The organism is Streptomyces sp. NPDC053427 (genome assembly GCF_044544985.1).
GTDB lineage: Bacteria > Actinomycetota > Actinomycetes > Streptomycetales > Streptomycetaceae > Streptomyces.
Map to the genome: position 1 here is coordinate 55,305 of NZ_JBITYA010000017.1, position 23,192 is coordinate 78,496.

A 23,192-nucleotide genomic window follows, 5' to 3' on the forward strand; every position below is an offset into this window, starting at 1 on the left:
GTGGGCGGCTTCCGCGGCAGGTCTTCGTTGCTCATGTCCCCATGCAACCCGATGCCACTGACAACGCGCGAACCCCCGCCCGAACCTGTGGAAAACCGCGTCACCCGAGAGTTATCCACAGGGGTCGCGGAGCGGCGGCCGAACGCGCGATCTTCGATCCATGACCGAGCACAGCGAACCGAACGAGCCCAACTCTCCCGACAACACCTCCCACGTCCCCGCCGACTCCTCCGGCACCCCGCGCCCCTCCGAGCCCGCCACTCCCTCCGGCCCTGCCGCTCCCTTCGGCCCCGCCCGCCGCTCCGGCTCTTCCGGCGCCGCCGAGAGCCGCTCCGCCGAGTCCCAGGTCACGCTGCGCAGCCCCGCCGAACTCGCCGACGCGCTCCCGTACCTCATGGGCTACTACCCCGACGACAGCATCGTTCTCGTCGCGCTGCACGGCGAACACGGACGCTTCGGCGGCCGCGTCCGGCTCGGGATCCCGGCCGATGCCGCACAGTGGCCGGACACCGCTGACCAGCTCGCCGAGTGCCTGATCTCCGGCGTGCAGGACCGTACCGAGCGGCCCGGCGCCGTCCTCGTCTTCCTCTGCCAGGAACCAGCCGCCGGCCAGAGCGGCCGGGACGTCAAGGACCGGCTCCGCCCCCTCGCCCAGCGGCTCCGCACCGCCTGCGGCGCGCTGGACGTGCCCGTACTCGAAGCCCTGTGCCTCTCCAACGGCCGCTACTGGTCCTACTGCTGCCCGGACTTCCGCTGCTGCCCCGCCGACGGCACGCCCCTGGCACTGCCCGGCACGTCCGTGCTGGCCGCGGCCGCCGCGTACGCGGGCGTACAGGTACGCGGCTCGCTCAGGGAGATGGAGGCTCGGCTGGCGCCCCGCACCGGGCCCCGGGGCGCCGACCAGGAAAAGGCCCTCGACGCCGCGGCCGCCGCCCTCGTCCCGCGCATGGTCCGGCCGGACGGCGTGGTGGCGGTGCGCCGGGACACCCTCGACCTGGCAGAGGCGATGATCCGCCGCTTCCGCCTGGACACGCCCGCGGGCAGCAACCGGGCCAGGGACGCCTGTGACGACGCCCTGATCACCGATGTCGAGGCCGCCGACCTCATCCTCGGGCTCCAGGACCGGATCACCCGGGACCGGGCCGCGGAGTGGATGGAGGGCCCCGTCGCGGCGCCCGCTCTCCGGCTCTGGCGCGCCCTCGCCCGCCGCTGTGCCGGCGGCTATCTCGAGCACGCGGTGGCGCCGCTGACCCTCGCCGGATGGGTCTGCTGGGCCACCGAGGACGCTCCCTCGGCACGGGTCACGCTCGGCCGGGCCCTGACCATCGACCCCGACTACGTCTTCGCCGACCTGCTGCACCGCGCCATCAACGACGGCCTCGATCCGGAACCGCTGCGCCGCTGTCTGCGCGAGCAGCGCAAGGAGCAGGCGGCCGACTCCCACGGCGGGCCGGCGCTGCCCGCCCAGGAGGCGCCGCGGTCCGACAGGCGTCCGCAGCCGACCCGCCCCGGAAGCGCCGACCGTCCCCTCGGGCCACGCGGCGGCACCCGCCCCGGCGGTCGTACGACCGGCGGACGCGGCAGGCGCCGGGCCGGCCGGGACGGTGACCGGAGCCGACGGTGACGCTGCCGACGCTGGGCGGCCGGCGTGACCTGGGCGCCGGCCGAACCGTTCACGAGAGTGGCGCAGGCCGTACGGAGCCCCGACACCACCAGGGAGCGCAGAGCGTGCCAGGCATCGTCCCCACCACCCAGCCGGCCCGCCGGCCGTCCGGCGAACGGCGCCCCGCGCCGCCCCCGGTTCCCCGGCCCCAGCCGGTCCACTCCTCGCTGGTCTGCGTGGCCCTGCCGGGCCTGGCCGTCTCGTCCCCCTCGGGGCAGCTGACCGGGCAGGGGCTGGACGGCTACTACCGTGACGGGCTGCGGGTCCTCTCCCGCTGCGAGGTACGGGCCGGGTGCGGTGAACCACTCGTCGTGCAGGGCCGGTTGATCGCCGCGGAACGCGCGCGGTTCGTCGGCACGATCCGCAGAACCGGTGACCGCGGTCCGGATCCGGATGTCCGCATGGAGCGGCTGCGGTCCGCCGAGGGCACCGAGCAGTTCACCTTCCGCAGCAGCGCCGCCAGGCCCCTCCGGCTCCCCGTCGAGATCCGGCTGGCCACCGACCTCGCGGAGCTGGGCGCCGTCGCCGCCGGGCTACCCGGGCCCGGGCTGCGGGCCGCCGTCCATGGCTCAGGGCTCCGCTGGTCCGCGCCCGGCGCGCATGCGGTGGTCTCCGCGACGCCCGCGCCGCAGGACGCGATCGCGTCGGCGGGCCTGCTGCGCTGGAAGCTGGACCTGCCGCCCGGCGGCCACTGCACCATCGAGCTGCGCGTCCGGCTCGAGCACTGCGCCGACGGCCCCCTGGGCGACGACCAGGCCGGCCGATGGCGCCCCGGCGATGCCCAGATCCCCGGCCCGCGAGCCCGGACCCCTGCTCCTCGTACGCGTGGTGACCGGGCACCGCGCCCCTGGTCGCCCGCGCAGCTGGAGTGCGACGACCACCGGGCCGACGCCCTCCTGGCGGGCAGCCTCGACGATCTGTACGGCCTGCTGATGCGCGACCCCGCCCGGCCCATGGACACCTTTGTCGCAGGCGGCTTTCCGTGGCGGTGCGGGCTGGCCCCGGCGGAGGCGCTGTGGACCGCCCGGATGCTGCTGCCCCTGGGCACCCGTCTCGCCGCGGGCACGCTGCGGGCGCTCGCCCGTACTCAACAAGCCACCCCGGGGAAGGATTTCGGCCGAATTCCCGGAGCCCTCCGCGACGCCGGACCGCACGCCCCGCCGAGCTGCACCGGCATGGAGGCGACTCTCCTGTTCCCCACCGTCCTCGCGGAGGCGCGTCGCTGGGGCCTGCCGGACCAGGAGACCGAACGGCTGCTGCCCGCCGCGGACCGCTGCCTCCGATGGCTGCGCATCGCTTCAGAACCGGCGGGCAGAGGAAGCGGCGGCTACGTCCCCGACCCCGCGTCCGACGGTCCCTACCGCTGCGAGACCCAGGCCCACGCACACCGCGCCGCGCTCCTGGGCGCCGATCTCCTGGACGCCTCCGGGTCGCCCGACGCGAGGGTGCTGCGGGAGTGGGCCGCGGATCTGCGCACCAGGTTCCGTACGGACTTCTGGCTCGAGGACCGGGCGGGCGGTCGCCCCGCCGCCCTGCTCACCGGCGACGGACGCCCGCTGCCGCACCTCGGCTCCAGTGCGGCCCATCTCCTCGACACCGGGCTGCTCGGCGGCGGCACCCTCGCCCCCGGCCTCCTGGACGCGGCCCAGACCGACCAGCTGGCCAGGCTCCTGGGCGGCCCCGCCCTGGACACCGGCTGGGGGTTGCGAGGCCTGGGGGCAAAGGAGAGCGGTTACAACCCGTTCGGTCACCGCAGCGGCGCGGTCCGCGTCCACGAGACGGCGATCGCCGTGGCGGGACTTGCCGCGGCCGGCCACGACAAGGCGGCCGGCTCGCTGGCGCGGGGCGTCCTCGACGCCGCGGACAGCTTCGGGCTCCGCCTCCCGGAGATGTACGCGGGCGAGCAGCGCACCGCCGACGGCGCACCCGTCCCGCACCCGGCGGCTTGCCGCCCCGCGGCGGTGGCGGCGGCCGGTGCGGCGCAGATACTGATCGCGCTCGCCGGACTGCGCCCCGATGTTCCCGCCCGGACGGTGACCGTCCGTCCGCTCGGCAGTGCGCCGCTGGGAGCGATGCAGTTCACCGGCCTGAGCGTCGCGGAGCAACCGTTCGCCGTACGGATCAGCCGACTCGGCATGGGCATGGTGGAGGCGGCCGCGGACGGTCTGCAACTGGGTTCCTGAGCGCCTCAGGACCTGTTTATCGTCAGGCGGACGACTATGATCGCGGGCATGCCTCCCTACGACCCGTCGGCCTTTCCGCCCTTCGCCGTCACCGTCGACCTGGTCGTGCTCACCGTGCGCCGCCATGCGCTGTGCGCCCTGGCCGTCCGTCGCGGCGAGCCGCCGTTCCAGGGCCGCTGGGCGCTGCCCGGCGGGTTCGTCCGGGCTGATGAGGACCTCGTGGACGCGGCCGCCCGGGAACTCGCCGAGGAGACCGGCCTGCACGCCCAGTCCCCGACGGGACCGCCGCCCGCGTACGCCGCGCACCTCGAACAGCTCGCCACCTACGGCGACCCCAAGCGCGACCCCCGCATGCGGGTCGTCAGCGTCGCGCATCTCGTCCTCGCCCCCGACCTGCCCGCCCCGCGAGCCGGCGGCGACGCCCACAGCGCGCGCTGGGCACCGGTGGAGACCCTCCTCGACCACGACGGTACGCACGGCCGCGACGGCGAGCTGTCGGCGCCGCTGGCCTTCGACCACGCGCAGATCCTCGACGACGGCGTGGAGCGCGCCCGTTCGAAGATCGAATATTCCTCCCTCGCCACGGCCTTCTGTCCGCCGGAGTTCACCGTTGGCGAGCTGCGGAGGGTCTATGAAGCGGTCTGGGGCGTCGCGCTGGACCCCCGTAACTTCCACCGCAAGGTGACCGGTACCCCAGGTTTCCTGGTGCCCACCGGCGGTACGACGACCCGTCAGGGCGGCCGACCCGCCCAGCTGTTCAGGGCCGGCGGGGCCACGTTGCTCAATCCGCCGATGCTGCGTCCGGAAGTCTGAGCCGGGGCGCGAGCGACCGGGCGGGACACGACGGAACATCACCACTCGGCAATTACGGGTAAATAGGACATATCGCGTTACCTTGGCCGGGTGAGCCCTCTCGTATCCCCAGCCCCCGCCGAACGGTCTCACGCCCCGCGAGGGACGCGATGATCCAGGCCATCGGACTGACCAGCGCACCCCGCGGCGAACTCCCGTCCGCCGTCGACGACCTGAGCTTCGAGGCGCAGCCCGGCAAGGTCACCGTCCTCCTCGGCGGCGCCGCCGCGGGCAAGACCACCGCCCTGCGCCTGATGCTGCAACTCGAACGCGGCCGCGGCGTCGCCCTCTTCCGGGGCCGCCCCCTGCACCGCATCCCCAACCCCACCCGCGAAATCGGGGTCCTCCTGGGCGACACCCCCGCCGACCCGTCCCGTACGGCCCGCACCCATCTGCGCATGCTCAGCGCCGCCGCCGGCGTCCCGGTCACCCGCGCCGACGACGTGCTCGAGCTCGTCGGCCTCAGCGGCCTGGCGGACCAGCGTCTGGGTGAGTTCTCCCGCGGGATGGACCGCCGGCTCGGCCTGGCGTCGGCGCTCATCGGTGACCCCCACACCCTCCTGCTCGACGAACCCGGCGACGGAGTCACCCGGCGCGAAGCGGCATGGCTGCACGGCCTGCTGCGCGGCTACGCCGCACAAGGCGGCGCCGTCCTCGTCACCTCACGTGACGCCAAGGAAGCCGCCCGGATCGCCGACCGTGTGGTCACCCTCGCAGAAGGTCGACTTGTCGCCGATCAGGAAGCCGCCGACTTCGCCCGCACCCGCCTGCGACCGCGGGTGGCCGTCCGCTCCCCGCAGGCCGACCGCCTCGCCACTCTTCTCGTCGACGAGTCCCAGCGCGCCGACCACGCCGCGGACCCCGTCGTCGGCCGGGCCATCGAGGTCGTACGCGAGAGCGGCAGCCGCCTCGCCGTCTACGGCAGCAGCTGCGCCGCGGTGGGGGAGGCCGCCTTCCGGCACGGCATCCTTGTGCACCAGCTCGCCGACGAGGTCGGTGACACCAGCCCGGTCACCCCGCTGCACCGCGCCGACGGCCGCTCACCCGGCCCCACCGCCGATGTCCCGTCCGCGACATCGCCCCCGGACGATGCGGACCCCGCGCCCGCTCCCGGCCCAGCCTCGGCTCCCGCTCCCGCCCCCGCGCCGATGGTCCGCGTCCTCCAGGCCGCCCGCGCCGCCATCGCCCCCAAAGGCACGGACACCGTGTCCGACACCCTGACCCTCCCGATCATCGGGGCCACCGTCCCCGCGGCCCGCCCGGCCCGCTCCTCGACGCCGGTCGTGGAGGAACTCGTCATCCCCCGGCTGCCCGCACCCGGCCCGGCCTGGCCGCTGCGCTATGAACTGCGCCGCTCGCTCAGCGACCGCACCGGCCTGTTCGTGACCGTCGCCTCCGTGCTCGTATCCCTGGGCCTGGCGCTGCTGCTGGCCCGGCTCGGCGACGCCCCGGTGTCCCGCGTACTCACCGGCTGGCCCCGTCAACTGCCCTTCCCTCCGGCGGCACTCGGCGCGGGACTCCTGGGAGCACTCTCCTTCGGCCAGGAGTTCCGATATCCGGCACTGGCTCCCGAACGCGGCACCGTTCCCCGCCGTCTCGCACTGCTTGTCGCCAAACTTCTCGTCAGCGGCGCATCCGCGCTGGCTCTCGGTGTTTGTGTGCTCACCGCCGACGAGGCCGGTGTCCGCTTCCTGTTCGGGCCGGAATCAGTCACCAGCATCACCGAATGGCCTGTTCTCGCCGCAGGTTGGACGGGCCTGCTGATCGCCTGCGCATGGGCGGGCGTACTGGCCGCCGGCGTATTCCGGTCCACCGCAATGGGGTTGGCCGCCGTGCTCGCCGTACCCGTCGTCGTTCTGCCGCTCGTGCAGCGCATGGCCGCCGAGCCCGCAGCCCGGTCACTGGCGGGACTCCCGGGGCGACTGGGGTCGTCGGCTCTCTATCAGTGGCCGTCCGGAATCGATCAGGCCGTATCCGTCGCCATGCGACTTGCGACCCAACCCGTGGGCAGTGCAATGGCGTTGTCGCTGACCGCCCTGGTCTGCGCGTATGCCCTCACGATGTTCCGCGGATGGGCACGCTGACGCCGTATGACGCCCGTTTCGCAGCCCCGTTGTTGCGCCGCTGTCCACAACTCACCGCAGGCGGCGCATTTCTTTCCGATAAAGCGTCAATTGAGAGATGACGGGCGATCACCCTTTCGTGTGCTTTTCACCAAAGACCTCAAGGGTGTTCAGGGTGTCGCCGACAAAGGATGCGTGAGTACCCTTGCGCACACCATGATGACCGCGGCTCGCCCCGGCGACACCGGCCTCGCAGGTCCGGGCGAGCTTGACCGCTACCCCTACGCCAACGGCGCCAACGCCGCCGTGAACGCGGCAGGCGTGGATCGCACCGAGCGCGTCTCGCCGGTTTGGGACGGTTCCGAAGCAGAGATGGGCCGGGTCGGCCGCCGCGCGGCCGGCAGCCGCGGCCGCGGCCTGCACGGCCAACTCGTACAGCAGCTAGGACAGATGATCGTCTCCGGCGATCTCGGCGCCGACCGCCCGCTCGTCCCCGAGGAGATCGGCCAGCGCTTCGAGGTCTCGCGGACCGTCGTCCGCGAGTCGCTGCGCGTCCTCGAGGCCAAGGGCCTGGTCAGCGCCCGCCCCAACGTGGGCACCCGGGTCCGCCCCGTCAGCGACTGGAACCTCCTCGACCCCGACATCATCGAGTGGCGGGCCTACGGACCGCAGCGCGACGACCAGCGCCGCGAGCTGTGCGAGCTGCGCTGGACGATCGAGCCGCTCGCCGCCCGCCTCGCCGCCGGCCACGCCCGGGAGGACATCCAGCAGCGCCTCGCCGACATGGTGGAGATCATGGGCCACTCCGCCGCCCAGGGCGACACCGTGACCTTCGGCCGCGCCGACGTCGAGTTCCACACCCTGCTGCTGTCGCTCGCCGGCAACCGGATGCTCGAGCACCTCTCCGGGATCGTCAGCTCCGCGCTGCACGTCTCCGGTGGCCCGTCCGGTGGCTGTGAGCGCCCGATCGAGACGTCCGTGGGTCAGCACATGCGGATCGTCGACGCCATCGGCTCCGGCGACGCCACGGCGGCCGAGTCCGCGATGCGCCAGCTCCTCGCCGCCCACAGCGAGGCCGGCGCCCAGGGCTCCGGGACGCCCGTCGACCACGTCGTCCCCGCGCCCCGCGAGCACTGAGGGCCCGTACCCGAATGCGTACGGACCGTAGGCGCCGCGGCGGCCGGTTGCCACGCGCCCCCTACGGGCGGGGTGCTCCGTACGTGTCGAAGGCACGCGAGATCGTCGGATCCGGGGCGTCGCCCGGGTCCGACGATGGACCTTAGGAGGATTGCATGTCATATGACTGGGAATGGGTCGTTATGGGGTGTGACTCGGGCCACGCGGATTGGGCGTAACGCTCCACGGGGAAGCGCGATGACTTAAGAGGTGATGGCCGAGGAGGGAATACGGACGGCGTTCGTGACGCTGTTCAACTCCCCGGCCGCCCCCGCGCCGTCGGTCCATCCCTACCGGCGGTCGTCGGCTCCGATCCACACAGGACGGGGCCGGAAGCCGTTTCCATCGTTCCGAGAGGTTGTTCGTGTCGGCCAGCACATCCCGTACGCTCCCGCCGGAGATCGCCGAGTCCGAGTCTGTGATGGCGCTCATCGAGCGGGGAAAGGCTGATGGGCAGATCGCCGGCGATGACGTGCGTCGGGCCTTCGAGGCTGACCAGATTCCGCCAACCCAGTGGAAGAACGTTCTGCGCAGCCTCAACCAGATCCTCGACGAGGAGGGTGTGACGCTGATGGTCAGTGCCGCAGAGGCGCCCAAGCGCACCCGCAAGAGCGTCGCAGCGAAGAGCCCGGCAAAGCGCACCGCCACCAAGACCGTCGCGGCCAAGACCGCCACGGTGAAGAAGGCCACCGCCGCGGCCGCCCCCATGGCGGACCCGGCCGGTGAGACCGAGTCCGCGCCTGCCAAGAAGGCAGCGGCAAAGAAGACCGCCGCCAAGAAGACGGTCGCCAAGAAGGCAACCGCCAAGAAGACCACCGCCAAGAAGGCGGGGGCCAAGAAGGACGTCGACGAGCTGCTCGACGACGAGGCCACCGAGGAGACCCCGACGCCCGGGAAGGGCGAGGCGGCCGATGCCCCGGAGGGCGCCGAGAACGCCGGCTTCGTCCTGTCCGACGACGACGAGGACGACGCTCCCGCGCAGCAGGTCGCCGCGGCCGGCGCCACCGCCGACCCGGTCAAGGACTACCTCAAGCAGATCGGCAAGGTCCCGCTCCTCAACGCCGAGCAGGAGGTCGAGCTCGCCAAGCGCATCGAGGCGGGCCTGTTCGCCGAGGACAAGCTGGCGAACTCCGACAAGCTCGCGCCCAAGCTCAAGCGCGAGCTGGAGATCATCGCCGAGGACGGCCGCCGGGCCAAGAACCACCTCCTGGAGGCCAACCTCCGGCTGGTCGTCTCCCTGGCCAAGCGCTACACCGGCCGCGGCATGCTCTTCCTGGACCTGATCCAGGAGGGCAACCTCGGTCTGATCCGTGCGGTCGAGAAGTTCGACTACACCAAGGGCTACAAGTTCTCGACCTACGCGACGTGGTGGATCCGCCAGGCCATCACCCGCGCCATGGCCGACCAGGCCCGCACCATCCGCATCCCCGTCCACATGGTCGAGGTCATCAACAAGCTCGCGCGCGTCCAGCGCCAGATGCTCCAGGACCTGGGCCGTGAGCCCACCCCGGAGGAGCTGGCCAAGGAACTCGACATGACCCCCGAGAAGGTCATCGAGGTCCAGAAGTACGGCCGCGAGCCGATTTCGCTGCACACCCCGCTGGGCGAGGACGGCGACAGCGAGTTCGGTGACCTGATCGAGGACTCCGAGGCGGTCGTCCCGGCCGACGCGGTCAGCTTCACGCTTCTGCAGGAGCAGCTGCACTCCGTGCTGGACACCCTCTCCGAGCGCGAGGCCGGCGTGGTCTCCATGCGCTTCGGCCTCACCGACGGACAGCCCAAGACGCTGGACGAGATCGGCAAGGTCTACGGCGTCACGCGCGAGCGGATCCGTCAGATCGAGTCCAAGACCATGTCCAAGCTGCGTCACCCGTCGCGCTCCCAGGTGCTGCGCGACTACCTCGACTAGCCGAACGGGCACGGACCGCCCCGCGAGCCCGGTTCCTCCTTCGTGGAGGGGCCGGGCTCGCGGCCGTCCGGGTGCGGGGGACCTCCGTTTGGGTCACTCTGGGTGGGCGACACTGTCCCCAGAGTCAGGAGTCCGTATGCGTCCGTCCCACGCCGTTTTCGGAGCCCTCGCACTGGTCTTCGCCGTGCCGGCAGCCGCGACCGCGGACGATTCCGTGGTCGGCGGCACGCCGGTACGGCTCTCCCAGAGCCCATGGGCGGTCGCCCTTGCTTCCCACAACCGGTTCGGCACCGCGCGCTCCGGACAGTTCTGCGGCGGTGTCCTGGTCGGCAGCTCGACGGTGGTGACAGCCGCACACTGTCTGAGCAGGGAGGTGCTGGGCGTGCCCTGGCAGCAGGTGACCGATCTGCGGATCGTCATCGGGCGCGACAACCTCACCCAGGGCGGTGGCCTTGAACTCAAGCCCGCGAAGGTCTGGGTGAACCCGGGATATGACAGCTGGACCAACGAAGGCGACATGGCCGTCCTCACGTTGCAGAAGCCGGTCAGAAACCGGCCGATTCCGATAGCGCGCCAAGAGGACACCGCCTACCAGGCAGGCAATGAGGCCACCGTTTACGGCTGGGGCGACATGACCGGCGAGGGCAGTTACGCCTCGCGGCTGCGGTCGGCCGATGTGAATGTGCTCAACGACTCGGTCTGCGCCAAGGCCTATCCCGGCAACGCCGACGGCACGTACAAGCCCGAATCCATGCTGTGTGCGGGGGAGCCTGGGGGCGGGCGGGATGCCTGCCAGGGGGACAGCGGTGGGCCGCTGGTCGTGCGCGGACGCCTGGTGGGGCTGGTGTCGTGGGGGACCGGCTGCGGCAAGGCCGGCAGTCCCGGCGTCTATACGCGTGCCTCGGCGCTGCTTCCCGCGGTGGCCGGGCACGGCGCAGGGTGAACAGGCGCAGAGCGCGAGGGCACGGTGGAGCGTACGAGTGCGGGCGGTCTCCCCGGTTGTGCCGGGGGAACCGCCCGCCGCACGGCCTCAGGCCGCTGCTCGCTCGTCGTGGATGCGAAGTGTCAGCGTTCCTCTTCGGACGCGGACGTCGGAGAAGCGGTCAGCCGCTCCGTCTCGTCCTGTATTTCCGCGGCGATCTTCTTGAGTTCTGGCTCGAACTTGCGACCGTGGTGGGCGCAGAAGAGCAGTTCGCCGCCGGACATCAGGACGACGCGCAGGTATGCCTGGGCGCCGCAGCGGTCGCAGCGGTCAGCGGCCGTCAGCGGGCTCGCGGGTGTCAGAACAGTAGTCACGTCGCCTCTTCTCTAGCTCGACGAGCTGTCGTACCAGGGTCAACATCCAACCAGGCCGAAAACGTTCCCGCTTGTGCCTTTTCCTCGAAAAAAAATTCTTCGAGGTGGCCGGGTGCTGCCGGGTGGCGGCGAATGAGCCGTATTGCGTGGTGGTCTGATTCACATCGGTTGTCGGGGTCTGCCCTCCCGGCTGGCTTGCCGGTTGTTGATGAGGACGTGCCCGGAGCCTAAATGGTTCATGCCTCGAAGGGAACGTGATGTGCACGTCACTGGGACGTCATACTATCGAGGGATCGAACAACTGAACGAAACTTTACTACGATGGACGTGCTTACGGGTGGCGTCACATCGGCTCTACCAGGCCTCGGTACCCTCTCACCGGCGACACCGCCACAACCGAGTCCGCGGAATGCGGACTGCCAGAAATTCAGCGAGGAGCGAACCGCGTGACCGCCGAGATGTCCGTGCCGTCCACCGCAGTGCTGACCGGGGCAGACCGGGACGGTTCCAACTACACCGCGCGGCATCTGCTCGTCCTCGAGGGTCTGGAGGCCGTCCGCAAGCGTCCCGGCATGTACATCGGCTCGACGGACAGTCGCGGCCTGATGCACTGCCTGTGGGAAATCATCGACAACTCCGTCGACGAGGCGCTGGGCGGCTACTGCGACCACATCGAGGTGATCCTCCACGACGACGGGTCGGTGGAGGTACGGGACAACGGCCGCGGCATCCCCGTGGACGTCGAGCCCAAGACCGGGCTCAGCGGCGTCGAGGTCGTGATGACCAAGCTGCACGCCGGCGGAAAGTTCGGCGGCGGCTCGTACGCGGCCTCCGGCGGCCTGCACGGCGTCGGCGCCTCGGTCGTCAACGCGCTCTCCGCGCGGCTCGACGTCGAGGTGGACCGCAACAGCAAGACGCACTCCATCAGCTTCCGCCGCGGCGTCCCCGGCGTCTTCACCGAATCCGGACCCGACGCCCCCTTCGACCCCGGCAACGGCCTGATCAAGGGCAAGCGGGTCGTCAAGGCGAAGACCGGCACCCGGGTGCGTTACTGGGCCGACCGGCAGATCTTCCTCAAGGACGCCAAGCTTTCCCTGGAGACGCTGCACGCCCGCGCCCGCCAGACGGCCTTCCTGGTGCCCGGCCTGACCCTCGTCGTCCGTGACGAACGCGGCATCGACGGCGCCGGCAAGACGGAAGAGACCTTCCGCTACGACGGCGGCATCAGCGAGTTCTGCGAGTACCTCGCCCAGGACAAGGGCGTCTGCGACGTCCTGCGCCTGACCGGACAGGGCACCTTCAAGGAGACCGTGCCGGTCCTGGACGACCGCGGTCATATGACACCGACCGAAGTCACCCGGGAACTGGGCGTCGACATCGCGCTGCGCTGGGGCACCGGCTACGACTCCATGGTCAGGTCGTTCGTCAACATCATCGCCACGCCCAAGGGCGGCACCCACGTCTCCGGCTTCGAGCGCTCGGTCACCAAGACCGTCAACGAGGTACTGCGCACGCAGAAGCTGCTGCGGGTCGCCGAGGACGACGTCGTCAAGGACGACGCCATGGAAGGCCTCACCGCGGTGGTGACCGTACGGCTCGCCGAGCCGCAGTTCGAGGGCCAGACCAAGGAGGTGCTCGGTACCTCGGCCGCCTCGCGGATCGTCGCCCAGGTGGTGAGCCGGGAACTCAAGGCGTTCCTGACCTCCACCAAGCGGGACGACAAGCAGCAGGCGCGCTCCGTCATGGAGAAGATCGTCGCCGCCGCCCGCACGCGCATCGCCGCCCGTCAGCACAAGGAGGCCCAGCGGCGGAAGACGGCGCTGGAGTCCTCCTCCCTGCCGGCCAAGCTTGCCGACTGCCGCAGCGACGACGTCGACCGCAGTGAACTGTTCATCGTCGAGGGTGACTCGGCGCTCGGCACCGCGAAGCTGGCGCGCAACTCCGAGTTCCAGGCGCTGCTGCCGATCCGCGGCAAGATCCTCAACGTCCAGAAGTCGTCGGTCTCGGACATGCTCAAGAACGCCGAGTGCGGCTCCATCATCCAGGTCATAGGGGCCGGATCCGGCCGGACCTTCGACATCGACGCCGCTCGCTACGGCAAGGTCATCTTCCTCGCCGACGCCGACGTCGACGGCGCACACATCCGCTGCCTGCTGCTGACGCTCTTCCAGCGCTACATGCGGCCGATGGTCGAACAGGGCCGGGTCTTCTCCGCGGTCCCGCCGCTGCACCGCGTCGAACTCACCAACCCCAAGAAGGGCCAGGACAAGTACATCTACACCTACTCGGACAACGAGCTGCGCCAGACGCTGCTCGAGCTCCAGCGCAAGAACGTCCGCTACAAGGACAGCATCCAGCGTTACAAGGGCCTGGGTGAGATGGACGCCGACCAGCTCGCCGAGACGACGATGGACCCGCGGCACCGCACCCTGCGGCGGATCAACATCAGCGATCTGGAGGCGGCGGAGAAGGCCTTCGACCTCCTGATGGGCAACGAAGTCGCGCCCCGCAAGGAGTTCATCACCAACTCCGCGTCCACTCTGGACCGTTCGCGCATCGACACCTGAGCCGGCCGCTCCTCCCCACGGGCGCCTCTCCACCCCCGGGTGGAGAGGCGCCCGTGGCGATTTCCACCCGGGGCCCACCCCTGCTCCGATCCGGCCGGCCAGGCCTTCTCCGTAGCGTCGGGAACATCGTCGATTCCCCGTCCCACGGAGGCCCAGACCATGAGCGGCGTGCTCACCATCGTTGTGATCACCGCGGTTGTCGTGCTCGTATTCGTCCGGCAGTTCACGGCGCAGCGCATCACCTCGGAGGGCAAGAAGTGGTGGCTGATCCCCGTCGTCCTGGCGGTCGTGGCATGCCGGCAGCCCGGCCTGGTGGACCCCGACCATCACACGGCCTCCGTCCTCCTCCTCGGTGCGGAACTCCTGGTGGCGCTCGCCGGCGGCGCCGCCTGGGCCTGGACCACCCGGATCTGGACGGACACGGACGGTGAGGTGTGGACCAAGGGTGGCTGGGTGACGGCGGGCGTGTGGCTGTGCGGGATGGCGGTGCGCATCGGCCTCCTGGCCGTCGCCCGGCTCATGGGCGTCCACCAGGGCAGCCCGGCCCTCACGCTCACCATCGCCGCGATGCTGCTCTCCCGGGCCGGCGTCCTCTCCTGGCGGGCCCGGACCGCCCAGCGGACGTACCGTGTCCCTGTCGCGGGCCGATGCCCCTGCCCGGCCCCGAGCCTCGGGCGCCGATCCGGACCCCCGGGCGCCGGGCTGGACGCCTCGGGGCCGGACACCGATATCCGGACACCGACGAAGGACCGTACGTGCCGCTGAACGCCTGGACGAGCTGGCCGCTGCGGGAGTCGCTGTCGCGCGAGGGCCTCGGCGGAGGCCGGCTGTGGATCGGCCGGGGCATCCGCGTCCTGGTGGTGGTCGGTCTGGCGTGGGCCACCCTGGGGGGACGGACGTTCAGCGGCTGGGGCCTGGTGGCGGCGGCCGCCGCGATGGCGGTCACCGTGCTGGTGTTCCGCGGCTTCTTCCGCATGACGCTGGCACGCCGCCTGTGGCCGTCCATCGGCCTGTTCTTCCTCCTGGAGGCGGCGGCCTTCGGTTTCGCACTCGCCGGTGCCCGGCCGGCCGCGATCGTCCTGTGGTGCGCATGCGCCATCACCGCGATGGAGCGGCTGCCGCTGAGCGTCGCCCTGCCGTGCTCGGCCGCCGCCCTCGCTGCGTACGCCACGATGAACACCGACAGCTGGCTGACGACCACCACGACCGTCGCGGGCCTCGCGCTGGCGGGCTATGTCGTACGGCTGGACGCCGAGGCGCGCGGCAACGCCCAGCGGCTGCTGGCGCAGGAACGCGCCGCCCGCGCGGCCGAGGCCGAGACGGCGGCGCTGGCCGAACGCGGCCGGATCGCCCGCGAAATCCATGACGTCCTCGCCCACAGCCTCAGCGCCCAGCTGGTGCACCTGGAGGCGGCGCGGCAACTGATCCAACGCAGCACCGACCTCGAGGCCGACCGCGATCAGATCCTGGAGCGGGTGATCGCGTGCCGGGGAATGGCCCGAGAAGGGCTTGACGGGACGCGTGAGGCGCTTTCAGCCCTGCGTGGGGACATGACCCCATCGAGGACTTCCTGTGCCGCCTGGTGGCCGCTGAGGGCGCGCAGCTGGACGTCACGGGCGAGCGGCGGGTCGTACCGGCGGAAGCGGGGCTCGCGCTGCGGCGGGTGGCCCAGGAGGCGCTGACGAACGTGCGCAAGCACGCGCCGGGCGCCCGGGTGAGCGTGCGGCTGGAGTACGCGGACGGCGACGTGGGGCTCGAGGTACGCGACTCGGGCGGCGGTGGCGCGCCCGCCGAGCTCGCGCGGAGCGGCTCCGGGTACGGTCTGCTCGGGATGCGGGAGCGCGCCGAACTCCTCGGCGGAACGCTGGAGTCCGGTCCCGCGGAGGAGGGCTTCGTGGTGCGGTTGAGGGTGCCCGCATGACGGCACGCGCCGCGGCACGCGTTGTGGTCGCCGACGACCAGACGGTGGTGCGCGAGGGAATCGTGATGCTGCTGGGGCTGCTGCCGGGCATCGAGGTCGTCGGATCCGCCGCAGACGGCGAGGAGGCGGTCCGTATGGTCGCCGAACTCGCCCCCGACGTCGTCCTGATGGACCTGCGGATGCCACGCTGTGACGGCGTCGAGGCGACCCGCCGCATCCGTACGGACCATCCGGGCACCCAGGTCGTGGTGCTCACCACCTACGCCGACGACGACTCGCTCTTCCCCGCCCTCCAGGCCGGCGCCCGCGACTATCTGACCAAGGACGCGGACGGCGACGAGATCGTCCGCGCCATCGACGACGTGCTCTCCGGCGAAGCCGGGCTGTCGCCGAAGATCCAGCGCCGCCTACTCGAGCGCATCGCCGAGCCCGTACGGCCCAGGCCACAGCCCGCGGTCGGGCCCCCGGACGGGCTGACCGTCCGCGAGACGGAGGTGCTGCGCCTCGTCGCAGAGGGGCAGTCGAACCCGGAGATCGCCCGCACTCTCCACGTCTCCACCGCGACCGTGAAGACCCACATCAACAACCTCTTCGCCAAGGCGGGGCTGCGGGACCGGGCCCAGGCGATCCACTACGCCTACCGCCACGGCCTCGCACAGCCGCCCGGATGACCCACCTGATTCAGTGAAGCATTCGGAATGAAGCGTCCCGGATCTTCCTTTCTGTCCATCCTTGGTGCCCACGGTCTGCAAGCCCGTGCAACAAGGAGTGTTCGGTGGACAAGCAGGACGGCCGAGAGGCCGGCGAGCCGGGTGACGTACGGTTCCACGACCCCGGGTACGAGACGCCCGCCTCCGGGCGGGGCGAGTGGCACGACGGCGCGACGGACGAACGGTGCCGGCCGGGCCATGTGCAAACGCCCGCCCCGGTGCCACTGCCGCGGTCCGCGTCCCACGGAGAGGTCTACCTGGCGGTGCAGCGAAGCGGCGCCTTCCAGGAGGTACGACGCCGCTACCGGCGCTTCGTCGTACCCGCCACCGCCCTTTTCTTGGCCTGGTACCTCGCTTACGTGATCGCGGCCATCGCCGCGCCAGGTCTGATGGCGCACCGCGTCGCCGGGGCGCTCAACGTCGCGATGCTCGCCGGACTCGGACAGTTCGCCACGACCTTCCTGCTCACCTGGGCCTATGCGCGGCATGCCAGGCTGCGCCGGGACAGCGCGGCGCTCGACATCCGCTGGGAGACCCAGGAACTGACCGGAAGGAACGCCCGGTGACCGGCGACCACCAGACCCTGGCGCTGGTCCTGTTCAGCGCGTTCATCGCCGTCACCCTGGCGATCACCACCTGGGCGAGCCGCCGCAGGCATGGCTCAGCCGAGGAGTTCTACGCCGGCGGCAGGCTTTTCTCACCCATGGAGAACGGTTTCGCCATCGCGGGTGACTACATGTCCGCCGCGTCCTTCCTCGGCGTCTCCGGACTGATCGCGCTCTTCGGCTACGACGGCCTGCTCTATTGCGTCGGCTTCCTCGTCGCCTGGCTCGTCGTCCTCTTCCTGGTCGCCGAACTGGTCCGCAACTGCGGCAGGTTCACCCTCGCCGACGTCGTCGCCGCCCGGATGCGCGAACGCCCCGTCCGTATCGCGGCCGGGGCCGCCTCCGTCACCGTCTCCGTGCTCTACCTCGTCGCCCAGATGGTCGGCGCCGGCAGCCTGGTGGCGCTGCTTCTCGACGGGGCGGACGCACAGGCCCGCACCTGGACGGTGATCGGCGTCGGCGCGCTGATGGTTTTCTACGTCGCCTTCGGCGGCATGCGCGCGACGACATGGATCCAGATCGTCAAAGCCGTGCTCCTCCTTGGAGGTGCCATCGCACTGACCGTCCTGGTGGTGGCTCGCTTTCACGGTGACATCAATGGACTGCTGAACACCGCAGCCGAACGCAGCGGCCACGGAGGCAAGTTCCTCGCACCGGGACTCAAGTACGGCAGCGACTGGACATCCCGGCTCGACTTCATCAGCCTCGGGCTCGCACTCGTCCTCGGCACCGCAGGGCTGCCGCACATCCTGGCCCGCTTCTACACCGTCCCCACGGCGCGCTCCGCCCGCCGCTCCGCCGTCTGGGCCATCGGTCTGATCGGCGGCTTCTACCTGATGACCATCGTGCTGGGCTTCGGCGCCGCCGCGCTGCTCGGCAGCGACGCCGTCCGCGCCTCCAGCAAGGCAGGCAACACCGCGGTTCCGCTGCTCGCCCTGCACCTGGGCGGTGGCGCCGGTTCGACCGGAGGAACGGTTCTCTTCGCCGTCGTGGCCGCTGTCGCCTTCGCCACGATCCTGGCCGTGGTCGCCGGCGTCACCCTCGCCTCGTCCGCCTCCGTCGCCCACGACCTGTACGCCTCGCTACGGCGCTCTCGAAGCGCGACGCGGGGCAGCCAGCGCAGCGAAGTGGCCGTGGCGCGTATCGCGGCGGTCGGTGTCGGCGCCGTCGCCATCGGCCTCGCGCTGCTCGCCCGGGACCTGAACGTCGCCTTCCTGGTAGGCCTGGCGTTTGCCGTCGCCGCATCGGCCAACCTGCCGGCCCTGCTGTACGCCCTCTTCTGGCGCCGGTTCACCACCCGCGGCGCGGTCTGGTCGGTCTATGGCGGACTGATCCCGGCACTCACCCTGGTCGTCCTCTCACCGGTGGTCTCCGGCAATCCGGAGGCACTCTTCCCCGGACCGGACTTTGCCTACTTCCCGCTGGAGAACCCGGGTGTCGTATCGATCCCCCTGGGCTTCCTCATGGGCTGGCTGGGAACACTGCTCTCCCCGGAGGCAGCCGACGAAGCCCGCCACGCGGAGACCGAGGTCCGGGCTCTTACGGGGGCGGGGGCTGTCTAGGAGTCATGTGACCGGCCTGCGCCGTACGGTGGCACGCGCGCGGTCTCTGCATGCCGACCACTAGACCCACTCGTAACGGTGTTCGGGGCGGCCGGTCTCGCCGTACCTGAGGGTGAGGCGGACCCGGCTGGTGCGTTCCAGGAGCTTGAGGTACCGCTGGGCGGTCTGCCGGCTCAGACCCGCCTGGAGGGCGACGTCCTGCGCGGACAGCGGGGTGTCCGCGGAGCGGAGCACCGAGCGCACACGGTCGGCGGTGGCGGTGGAGTGGCCCTTGGGCAGCTCTGCGTTGCCCGCACCGGTCGCCCCCAATGCGCCGAAGATCCGGTCGACTTCGGACTGTTCCGCCTGGCCACCGCTCTCGAAGGTACGGTGCAGCGCAGCGTAGCCCTCCAGCTTGGAGCGCAGGCCCGCAAAGGTGAACGGTTTGACCAGATACTGGAGCGCGCCGTGTCGCATGGCGGCCTGCACGGTCGCGATGTCACGGGCCGCCGTCACCATGATCACGTCGGTGACCAGACCGCGCCGCCGCAGGTCGGCCACCAGCTGGAGTCCCGTCTCATCGGGGAGGTAGTGGTCCAGGAGGATCAGATCAACGGGGTGCGTGTCGAGGGCGGCCAGCGCTTCGGCGGCGGAGTGGGCCAGGCAGCTGACGCGGAAGCCTGCGATCTTGGTGACATACGCGGCGTTGATCTCCGCGACCCGCACGTCGTCGTCCACGACCAATACGTCGATCATCGGCCGGCTCCCGCGGTGTCCGTTGCGTCATCGGCGCCCGTCGGGCGCTGAGTGCCTTCGGAGGCGCCGGACGTCCCGAAGGCAGCGGCGTCCGTACGCCCGTCGTGCCGCGATGCTTCGTGCGTCGACTCCCGAAGCTCTTCGGACAGCGCATCGGGGACCGTCACCGTGAACACCGCGCCGCCTCCCGCGCGCTCGCCGACCGAGACGCTGCCGCCATAGCGCTCGGCGAGGCGGCGTACGAGCGCCAGGCCGATGCCGCGCCGCCCATGGGCCGGAGGTTCCTTGGTCGTCCAGCCCTCGGTGAAGATCTCCGCGCGACGAGCCTCCGGCACCCCAGGTCCGTTGTCACAGACCTGGACGACGGCGGTCCGGCCGTCCGCGCGGACCTCCACTTCCACCCGGGCGTCCCGCTGGCCGCCCGTGGCGTCCAGGGCGTTGTCCACGAGGTTCCCCAGGACGGTGACCAGGCCGTGCGGGTCGACCAGGCGGTCGGGCAGAAACGCCTCGGGGGAGAGGCTCAGCGAGGCGCCGCGCTCGGTGGCAACGGTGGCCTTGCCGACCAGGAGGGCGGCCAGCAGCGGATCGCGAATGCGCTCGGTGACCTGCTCCGCAGTCGCCCGGTGCACGCCCACGGCCTCTGTCACGAACTCCACGGCCTCCTCGTACAGCCCGAGTTCGAGCAGCCCGAGGAGCGTGTGCAGTCGGTTGGCGTGTTCGTGGTCCTGGGCGCGCAGGGCATCGATCAGACCGCGGGTGCCGTCCAGTTCGCGTCCCAGCCGTTCCAGTTCGGTGCGGTCGCGCAAGGTGACCACGGCGCCCCCGTCATCGGTGGGCATGCGATTCGCCACCAGGACACGCTGCCCGCTGACGGCGAGCAGATCGGCACCCGACACCCGGCCGGCAAGGACGTCGGTCGTACGGCCTGGTGGCAGGGTCTCGTCCAAGGGGCGGCCGGTGTCCGCGGCATGCAGGTCGAGGAGACGCTGCGCCTCGTCGTTCATGAGGCGGATCCGGCCGTGCTTGTCCAGCGCGAGGAACCCTTCCCGGATGCCGTGCAGCATCGCCTCACGCTCCGCGAGCAGCGAGGAGATGTCCGAGAAGGCCAGGTCGTGGGTACGGCGCTGCAGGCGCCGGGCGACAAGATAGGCGGCGACTGCGCCCACGGCGAGGGCTCCGCCCGCGTAGGCCAACAGCTCGGGCACGGTGGAGAGCAGTCGTTCCTGAACGCTCTCGTAGGAGATACCGACCGATACGGCTCCGACGACCTTGCCGTTCTCGTCGCGCAGCGGGACCTTGCCGCGTGCGGATCGACCGAGCGTGCCCTCATCGATCTGCATGACCTCCTTGCCGGAGAGCACGGTGGACGGGTCGGTGGAGACGTGGTGGCCGATCTCGTTTGGGTCGGTGTGGGACCAGCGCACCCCTCGCTGATCCATGATCACGACGTACTCGGCGCCGGTGGCGGCGCGAATCCGCTCGGCCTCGTTCTGGACCGGTCCGTGCTGCGTCGGGCGGGAGGATTTCAGGGCGTCGTCGAGGCGCGGCTCGGCGGCGGTGGTCTGGGCGATGGCGAGCGCGCGGCGCATCGCCTGATCGTCGAGTTCGGCGCTGAGCGGGGCGAGGAACAGGCCGGTCGCGAGCGCGGTGACACCGGTGGCGATGGCCAGCTGCATCAGCAGCACCTGGGAGAAGACGCGGCGCGGCCAGCCCAGACGCAGCCTGGTGGAGCGCGGCGGGCCGGCTGGGGACTCGCCTCTCGTGGCCGCCGGCCTGCTGCGCCGAGCAGCGCTGCCCGGCACCTCTGTGGGGGCATCGTCGCGCAATGAGTGGCCCGAGGGCCGTGCGCCGCTCGGGCGCGAGGCCGGTTCGTCCTTCTCGCCCATACGAACGAACAGTAAGCGTGGAGGGGACCGGGCCGGTAATCCCTGTCGGCCCGGACGCGGAGGGTGGTCGGGGGACGACGCTCATGTGACCTCAGGGTGTCCCGGGGCGACCCTCCGCGGAGTTATCCACAGGCCTTTCGGTCGCGAATTGTGTGCGCATAACCTCGCAGGGTGCTCGTGCCGCCTGGCAATCGCAGCAGGCCTGAGGGGGTGCGAGGAGCAGGCGGGGCGTGCGAGCAGGCGGAGGGGGAGCAGACATGCGGGCGATGTGGGATCGGCACGACGGGGGACGTAGCACGGAATCACAGGGTGTACGGCACCCGATCACCGTGCTGGAGGCCGTGAGGCCCGTGCTGGGCAGCCTGGGTGTGGTGGTGACGCTCGGGGTGGCTTTGGGGCTCGCGCTGAGGCGCGGTAAGGCGCTGGGCGCCGCGGGTCCATCTGCCGAGGCATGCCGCTGCAGGTGCCACGCGGAAACCGGCAAGCGGAAACGGCCGACGGCGTCAGGAGACCGGAAGGGCGAGCGAGCCGTGTTGCGGTGTGGCGACCGTGTCCGGGACGGCGGTGATGGAGGTGACCGCCATACGCGCCGGTGGTCCGAGCGGCGCACCACAACTAGCGGGCGCCGGAGCACCGTCGGTCCGCTGCTCGACCGCGACGCGCCAGGCGCGGCCGTCGGTGTGCGCGACGGAAACGGACCAGGCGGCAGCGCTTCCCGTGATCGGTCCCCCCGCGGACGCCCGGTCGTCGCCCCGCCCCGTTTCGGGCCGCACCGTGTCGGTCCGTACGACGTCGAGTGCGTCCGCCCGCTCCTCCCGGATCAGCTCGCGGACCGCGAGGTCAGCGGCCTGCGCCGGCCGGTCCCACGCAGAACGGCCGCGGCAGTGCTCGAACGTGATCCGTCCATCGCGCGCCGCCTCCACGGTGTCCTTGACGAGATGAGCCGACGCCCGGCCGTAGGCGTAGCCGTACGGGAGAACGAAGAGCGTGGGGGAGAAACGGTGGCCTCCGATGTGGGTGACCTCCCAGGCCTCGGCTCCGCTGGCGGCGAGCTCGGCGGCCAGAGGCCGGCCGAGAAGCGCGCAGCAACGGTCCCGCTTGCCGTTGGTGCAGACGAGGACCAGCGGCTCACCGGTGTACGGCTCCCAGAGGCCTCGGTGGTCCCCGGCGCCCAACGCGGAAAAGTCCAGCCCGAGGGCGGCCCTGGGGTCGCTGACGGTGGTGGTGCGAACCCAGGAGCGGCCCGGCGCGGTGTGCGCAACGAACAGCCGACGCCGGGGGACGCTGTGGCAGTCGGCATGCCGCCCGGGTCGACGGATCAGGGCGATGCGTACGCCGGTGCCGTCTGCCGCGGCCTCCAAGGCCCTGCCGAGGTGCGGATCGAGGTGGCTGTCCGTCAGCGCATTGGCACCCCAAGGACCGGTCTGCTCGATGAGCAGCCAGGTGCGGGCGGTCGCCGCGGTCCCGGCGACAGGTTCGGCCGATTCGCGGGAAGCGGTAGCGCAGATGCTCACGAAGGTAAGCCTAACCTGATCAGCTGTGGTGGGTCTTCACGCGCCGGCGTCCCCCTCTGTCACGGCAGCGGCTGCGGCGGACGGGGGGTGTCGCTGTACTGCCCGCTGGGGCGCATGCGCAGTGGGCGTTCGTCGTACTCCTCCAGTGCGTGCGCGATCCAGTCGGCCGTACGGGCGATGGCGAAGACGGCTTCACCCGCTTCGGAGGGCATGGCTGCCGATACGGTCAGCACGGCCAGCGCAAGATCGACGTTGGCATGCGGCTCGGTGTGCCGGGCGGCGGTGGTGATGACGTCGCGGGCGGCCTGCAAAGCCGAGCGCGCCTGCGGTACGTCCTCCAGCAGTCCGGAGAGCGCACCGGCCCGTGGGTCCTCACCCGAGTAGAGACGATGGCCGAGGCCGGGCAAGCGGTGCCCCTCCCGCAGATGGTCGGCGACGACCGCGGCACCACTCCCTCGCTCCAGTGGCTTCAACGCGTCGAGCTTCACCGCCCGTGTCGTTGCTTCTACCGGTGCTGACCTCGCGGCTTGCCTCGTCGGCGCGGTCAGTG

At 71.3% G+C, this 23,192-nt stretch carries 16 protein-coding genes and 2 pseudogenes; 13 read left to right on the forward strand and 5 right to left on the reverse strand.

The window, feature by feature from the left end; all coding sequences use genetic code 11:
• Positions 1-160: 160 nt before the first annotated feature.
• From ACIGWZ_RS36445 to ACIGWZ_RS36475, 7 genes are all read left to right on the forward strand, one after another.
• Positions 161-1,624, forward strand: a complete 1,464-nt coding sequence (locus ACIGWZ_RS36445) for a DUF4192 domain-containing protein (protein WP_400071819.1) — start codon at positions 161-163, stop codon at positions 1,622-1,624.
• 215 nt (positions 1,625-1,839) lie between these two features.
• Complete coding sequence (locus ACIGWZ_RS36450) at positions 1,840-3,846, forward strand: glycogen debranching N-terminal domain-containing protein (protein WP_400071937.1); 2,007 nt, start codon at positions 1,840-1,842, stop codon at positions 3,844-3,846.
• Positions 3,847-3,894: 48 nt separating this feature from the next.
• Positions 3,895-4,659: an NUDIX domain-containing protein gene (locus ACIGWZ_RS36455; protein WP_400071821.1), complete on the forward strand. Its 765-nt coding sequence runs from the start codon at positions 3,895-3,897 to the stop codon at positions 4,657-4,659.
• 149 nt (positions 4,660-4,808) lie between these two features.
• A complete protein-coding gene (locus ACIGWZ_RS36460; protein WP_400071823.1) occupies positions 4,809-6,782 on the forward strand; it encodes an ATP-binding cassette domain-containing protein in 1,974 nt (657 codons plus the stop codon).
• A gap of 120 nt (positions 6,783-6,902) precedes the next feature.
• Positions 6,903-7,898, forward strand: coding sequence for a FadR/GntR family transcriptional regulator (locus ACIGWZ_RS36465; RefSeq protein ID WP_400071824.1), 996 nt, complete (start codon positions 6,903-6,905; stop codon positions 7,896-7,898).
• Between the two features lie 403 nt (positions 7,899-8,301).
• Positions 8,302-9,846: an RNA polymerase sigma factor gene (locus tag ACIGWZ_RS36470; protein ID WP_400071826.1), complete on the forward strand. Its 1,545-nt coding sequence runs from the start codon at positions 8,302-8,304 to the stop codon at positions 9,844-9,846.
• Between the two features lie 136 nt (positions 9,847-9,982).
• Positions 9,983-10,789: a S1 family peptidase gene (locus ACIGWZ_RS36475; RefSeq protein WP_400071828.1), complete on the forward strand. Its 807-nt coding sequence runs from the start codon at positions 9,983-9,985 to the stop codon at positions 10,787-10,789.
• Positions 10,790-10,911: 122 nt separating this feature from the next.
• Here the strand turns inward: ACIGWZ_RS36475 and ACIGWZ_RS36480 are convergent, their stop codons facing one another.
• Positions 10,912-11,142, reverse strand: a complete 231-nt coding sequence (locus tag ACIGWZ_RS36480; protein WP_362703484.1) for a hypothetical protein — start codon at positions 11,140-11,142, stop codon at positions 10,912-10,914.
• Between the two features lie 446 nt (positions 11,143-11,588).
• Between ACIGWZ_RS36480 and ACIGWZ_RS36485 the strand changes: the two genes are divergently transcribed.
• The 6 genes and pseudogenes from ACIGWZ_RS36485 to ACIGWZ_RS36510 all read left to right on the forward strand — a co-directional run bounded on the left by ACIGWZ_RS36485 (position 11,589) and on the right by ACIGWZ_RS36510 (position 18,507).
• A complete protein-coding gene (locus tag ACIGWZ_RS36485; RefSeq protein WP_400071830.1) occupies positions 11,589-13,709 on the forward strand; it encodes a type IIA DNA topoisomerase subunit B in 2,121 nt (706 codons plus the stop codon).
• 159 nt (positions 13,710-13,868) lie between these two features.
• Positions 13,869-14,474, forward strand: coding sequence for a DUF1453 domain-containing protein (locus ACIGWZ_RS36490; protein WP_400071832.1), 606 nt, complete (start codon positions 13,869-13,871; stop codon positions 14,472-14,474).
• Positions 14,465-15,630, forward strand: a pseudogene (locus tag ACIGWZ_RS36495) (sensor histidine kinase). The gene ACIGWZ_RS36490 and the pseudogene ACIGWZ_RS36495 overlap by 10 nt, the downstream one beginning before the upstream one ends.
• Positions 15,627-16,301: a response regulator gene (locus ACIGWZ_RS36500; protein WP_400071834.1), complete on the forward strand. Its 675-nt coding sequence runs from the start codon at positions 15,627-15,629 to the stop codon at positions 16,299-16,301. The pseudogene ACIGWZ_RS36495 and the gene ACIGWZ_RS36500 overlap by 4 nt, the downstream one beginning before the upstream one ends.
• Before the next feature lie 104 nt (positions 16,302-16,405).
• A complete protein-coding gene (locus ACIGWZ_RS36505; RefSeq protein WP_400071836.1) occupies positions 16,406-16,906 on the forward strand; it encodes a DUF485 domain-containing protein in 501 nt (166 codons plus the stop codon).
• A complete protein-coding gene (locus ACIGWZ_RS36510) occupies positions 16,903-18,507 on the forward strand; it encodes a cation acetate symporter (protein ID WP_400071838.1) in 1,605 nt (534 codons plus the stop codon). The genes ACIGWZ_RS36505 and ACIGWZ_RS36510 overlap by 4 nt, the downstream gene beginning before the upstream one ends.
• A gap of 60 nt (positions 18,508-18,567) precedes the next feature.
• Here the strand turns inward: ACIGWZ_RS36510 and ACIGWZ_RS36515 are convergent, their stop codons facing one another.
• The 4 genes and pseudogenes from ACIGWZ_RS36515 to ACIGWZ_RS36530 form a co-directional block, all read right to left on the reverse strand.
• Positions 18,568-19,242 carry a response regulator gene (locus tag ACIGWZ_RS36515; RefSeq protein ID WP_400071840.1) on the reverse strand — a complete coding sequence of 225 codons (675 nt, stop codon included), beginning with the start codon at positions 19,240-19,242 and terminating at the stop codon, positions 18,568-18,570.
• On the reverse strand, positions 19,239-20,918 hold the full coding sequence (locus ACIGWZ_RS36520; RefSeq protein ID WP_400071842.1) for an ATP-binding protein: 1,680 nt from the start codon (positions 20,916-20,918) through the stop codon (positions 19,239-19,241). Before ACIGWZ_RS36520 ends, ACIGWZ_RS36515 begins: the two co-directional genes overlap by 4 nt.
• Positions 20,919-21,631: 713 nt before the next feature.
• Entirely contained in the window at positions 21,632-22,642 is a 1,011-nt protein-coding gene (locus ACIGWZ_RS36525) for a sucrase ferredoxin (protein WP_400071844.1), read from the reverse strand.
• Positions 22,643-22,701: 59 nt separating this feature from the next.
• Positions 22,702-23,106, reverse strand: a pseudogene (locus ACIGWZ_RS36530) (citrate/2-methylcitrate synthase); the annotation flags it as partial.
• Positions 23,107-23,192 lie beyond the last annotated feature (86 nt).

Excerpts from the sequence above, each read along its gene's own strand:
- ACIGWZ_RS36445 (WP_400071819.1), top strand. The coding sequence starts at position 161 with ATGACCGAGCACAGCGAACCGAACGAGCCCAACTCTCCCGACAACACC.
- ACIGWZ_RS36455 (WP_400071821.1), top strand. The coding sequence starts at position 3,895 with ATGCCTCCCTACGACCCGTCGGCCTTTCCGCCCTTCGCCGTCACCGTC.
- ACIGWZ_RS36460 (WP_400071823.1), top strand. The coding sequence starts at position 4,809 with ATGATCCAGGCCATCGGACTGACCAGCGCACCCCGCGGCGAACTCCCG.
- ACIGWZ_RS36475 (WP_400071828.1), top strand. The coding sequence starts at position 9,983 with ATGCGTCCGTCCCACGCCGTTTTCGGAGCCCTCGCACTGGTCTTCGCC.
- ACIGWZ_RS36490 (WP_400071832.1), top strand. The coding sequence starts at position 13,869 with ATGAGCGGCGTGCTCACCATCGTTGTGATCACCGCGGTTGTCGTGCTC.
- ACIGWZ_RS36500 (WP_400071834.1), top strand. The coding sequence starts at position 15,627 with ATGACGGCACGCGCCGCGGCACGCGTTGTGGTCGCCGACGACCAGACG.
- ACIGWZ_RS36515 (WP_400071840.1), bottom strand. The coding sequence starts at position 19,242 with ATGATCGACGTATTGGTCGTGGACGACGACGTGCGGGTCGCGGAGATC.
- ACIGWZ_RS36520 (WP_400071842.1), bottom strand. The coding sequence starts at position 20,918 with ATGCAGCTGGCCATCGCCACCGGTGTCACCGCGCTCGCGACCGGCCTG.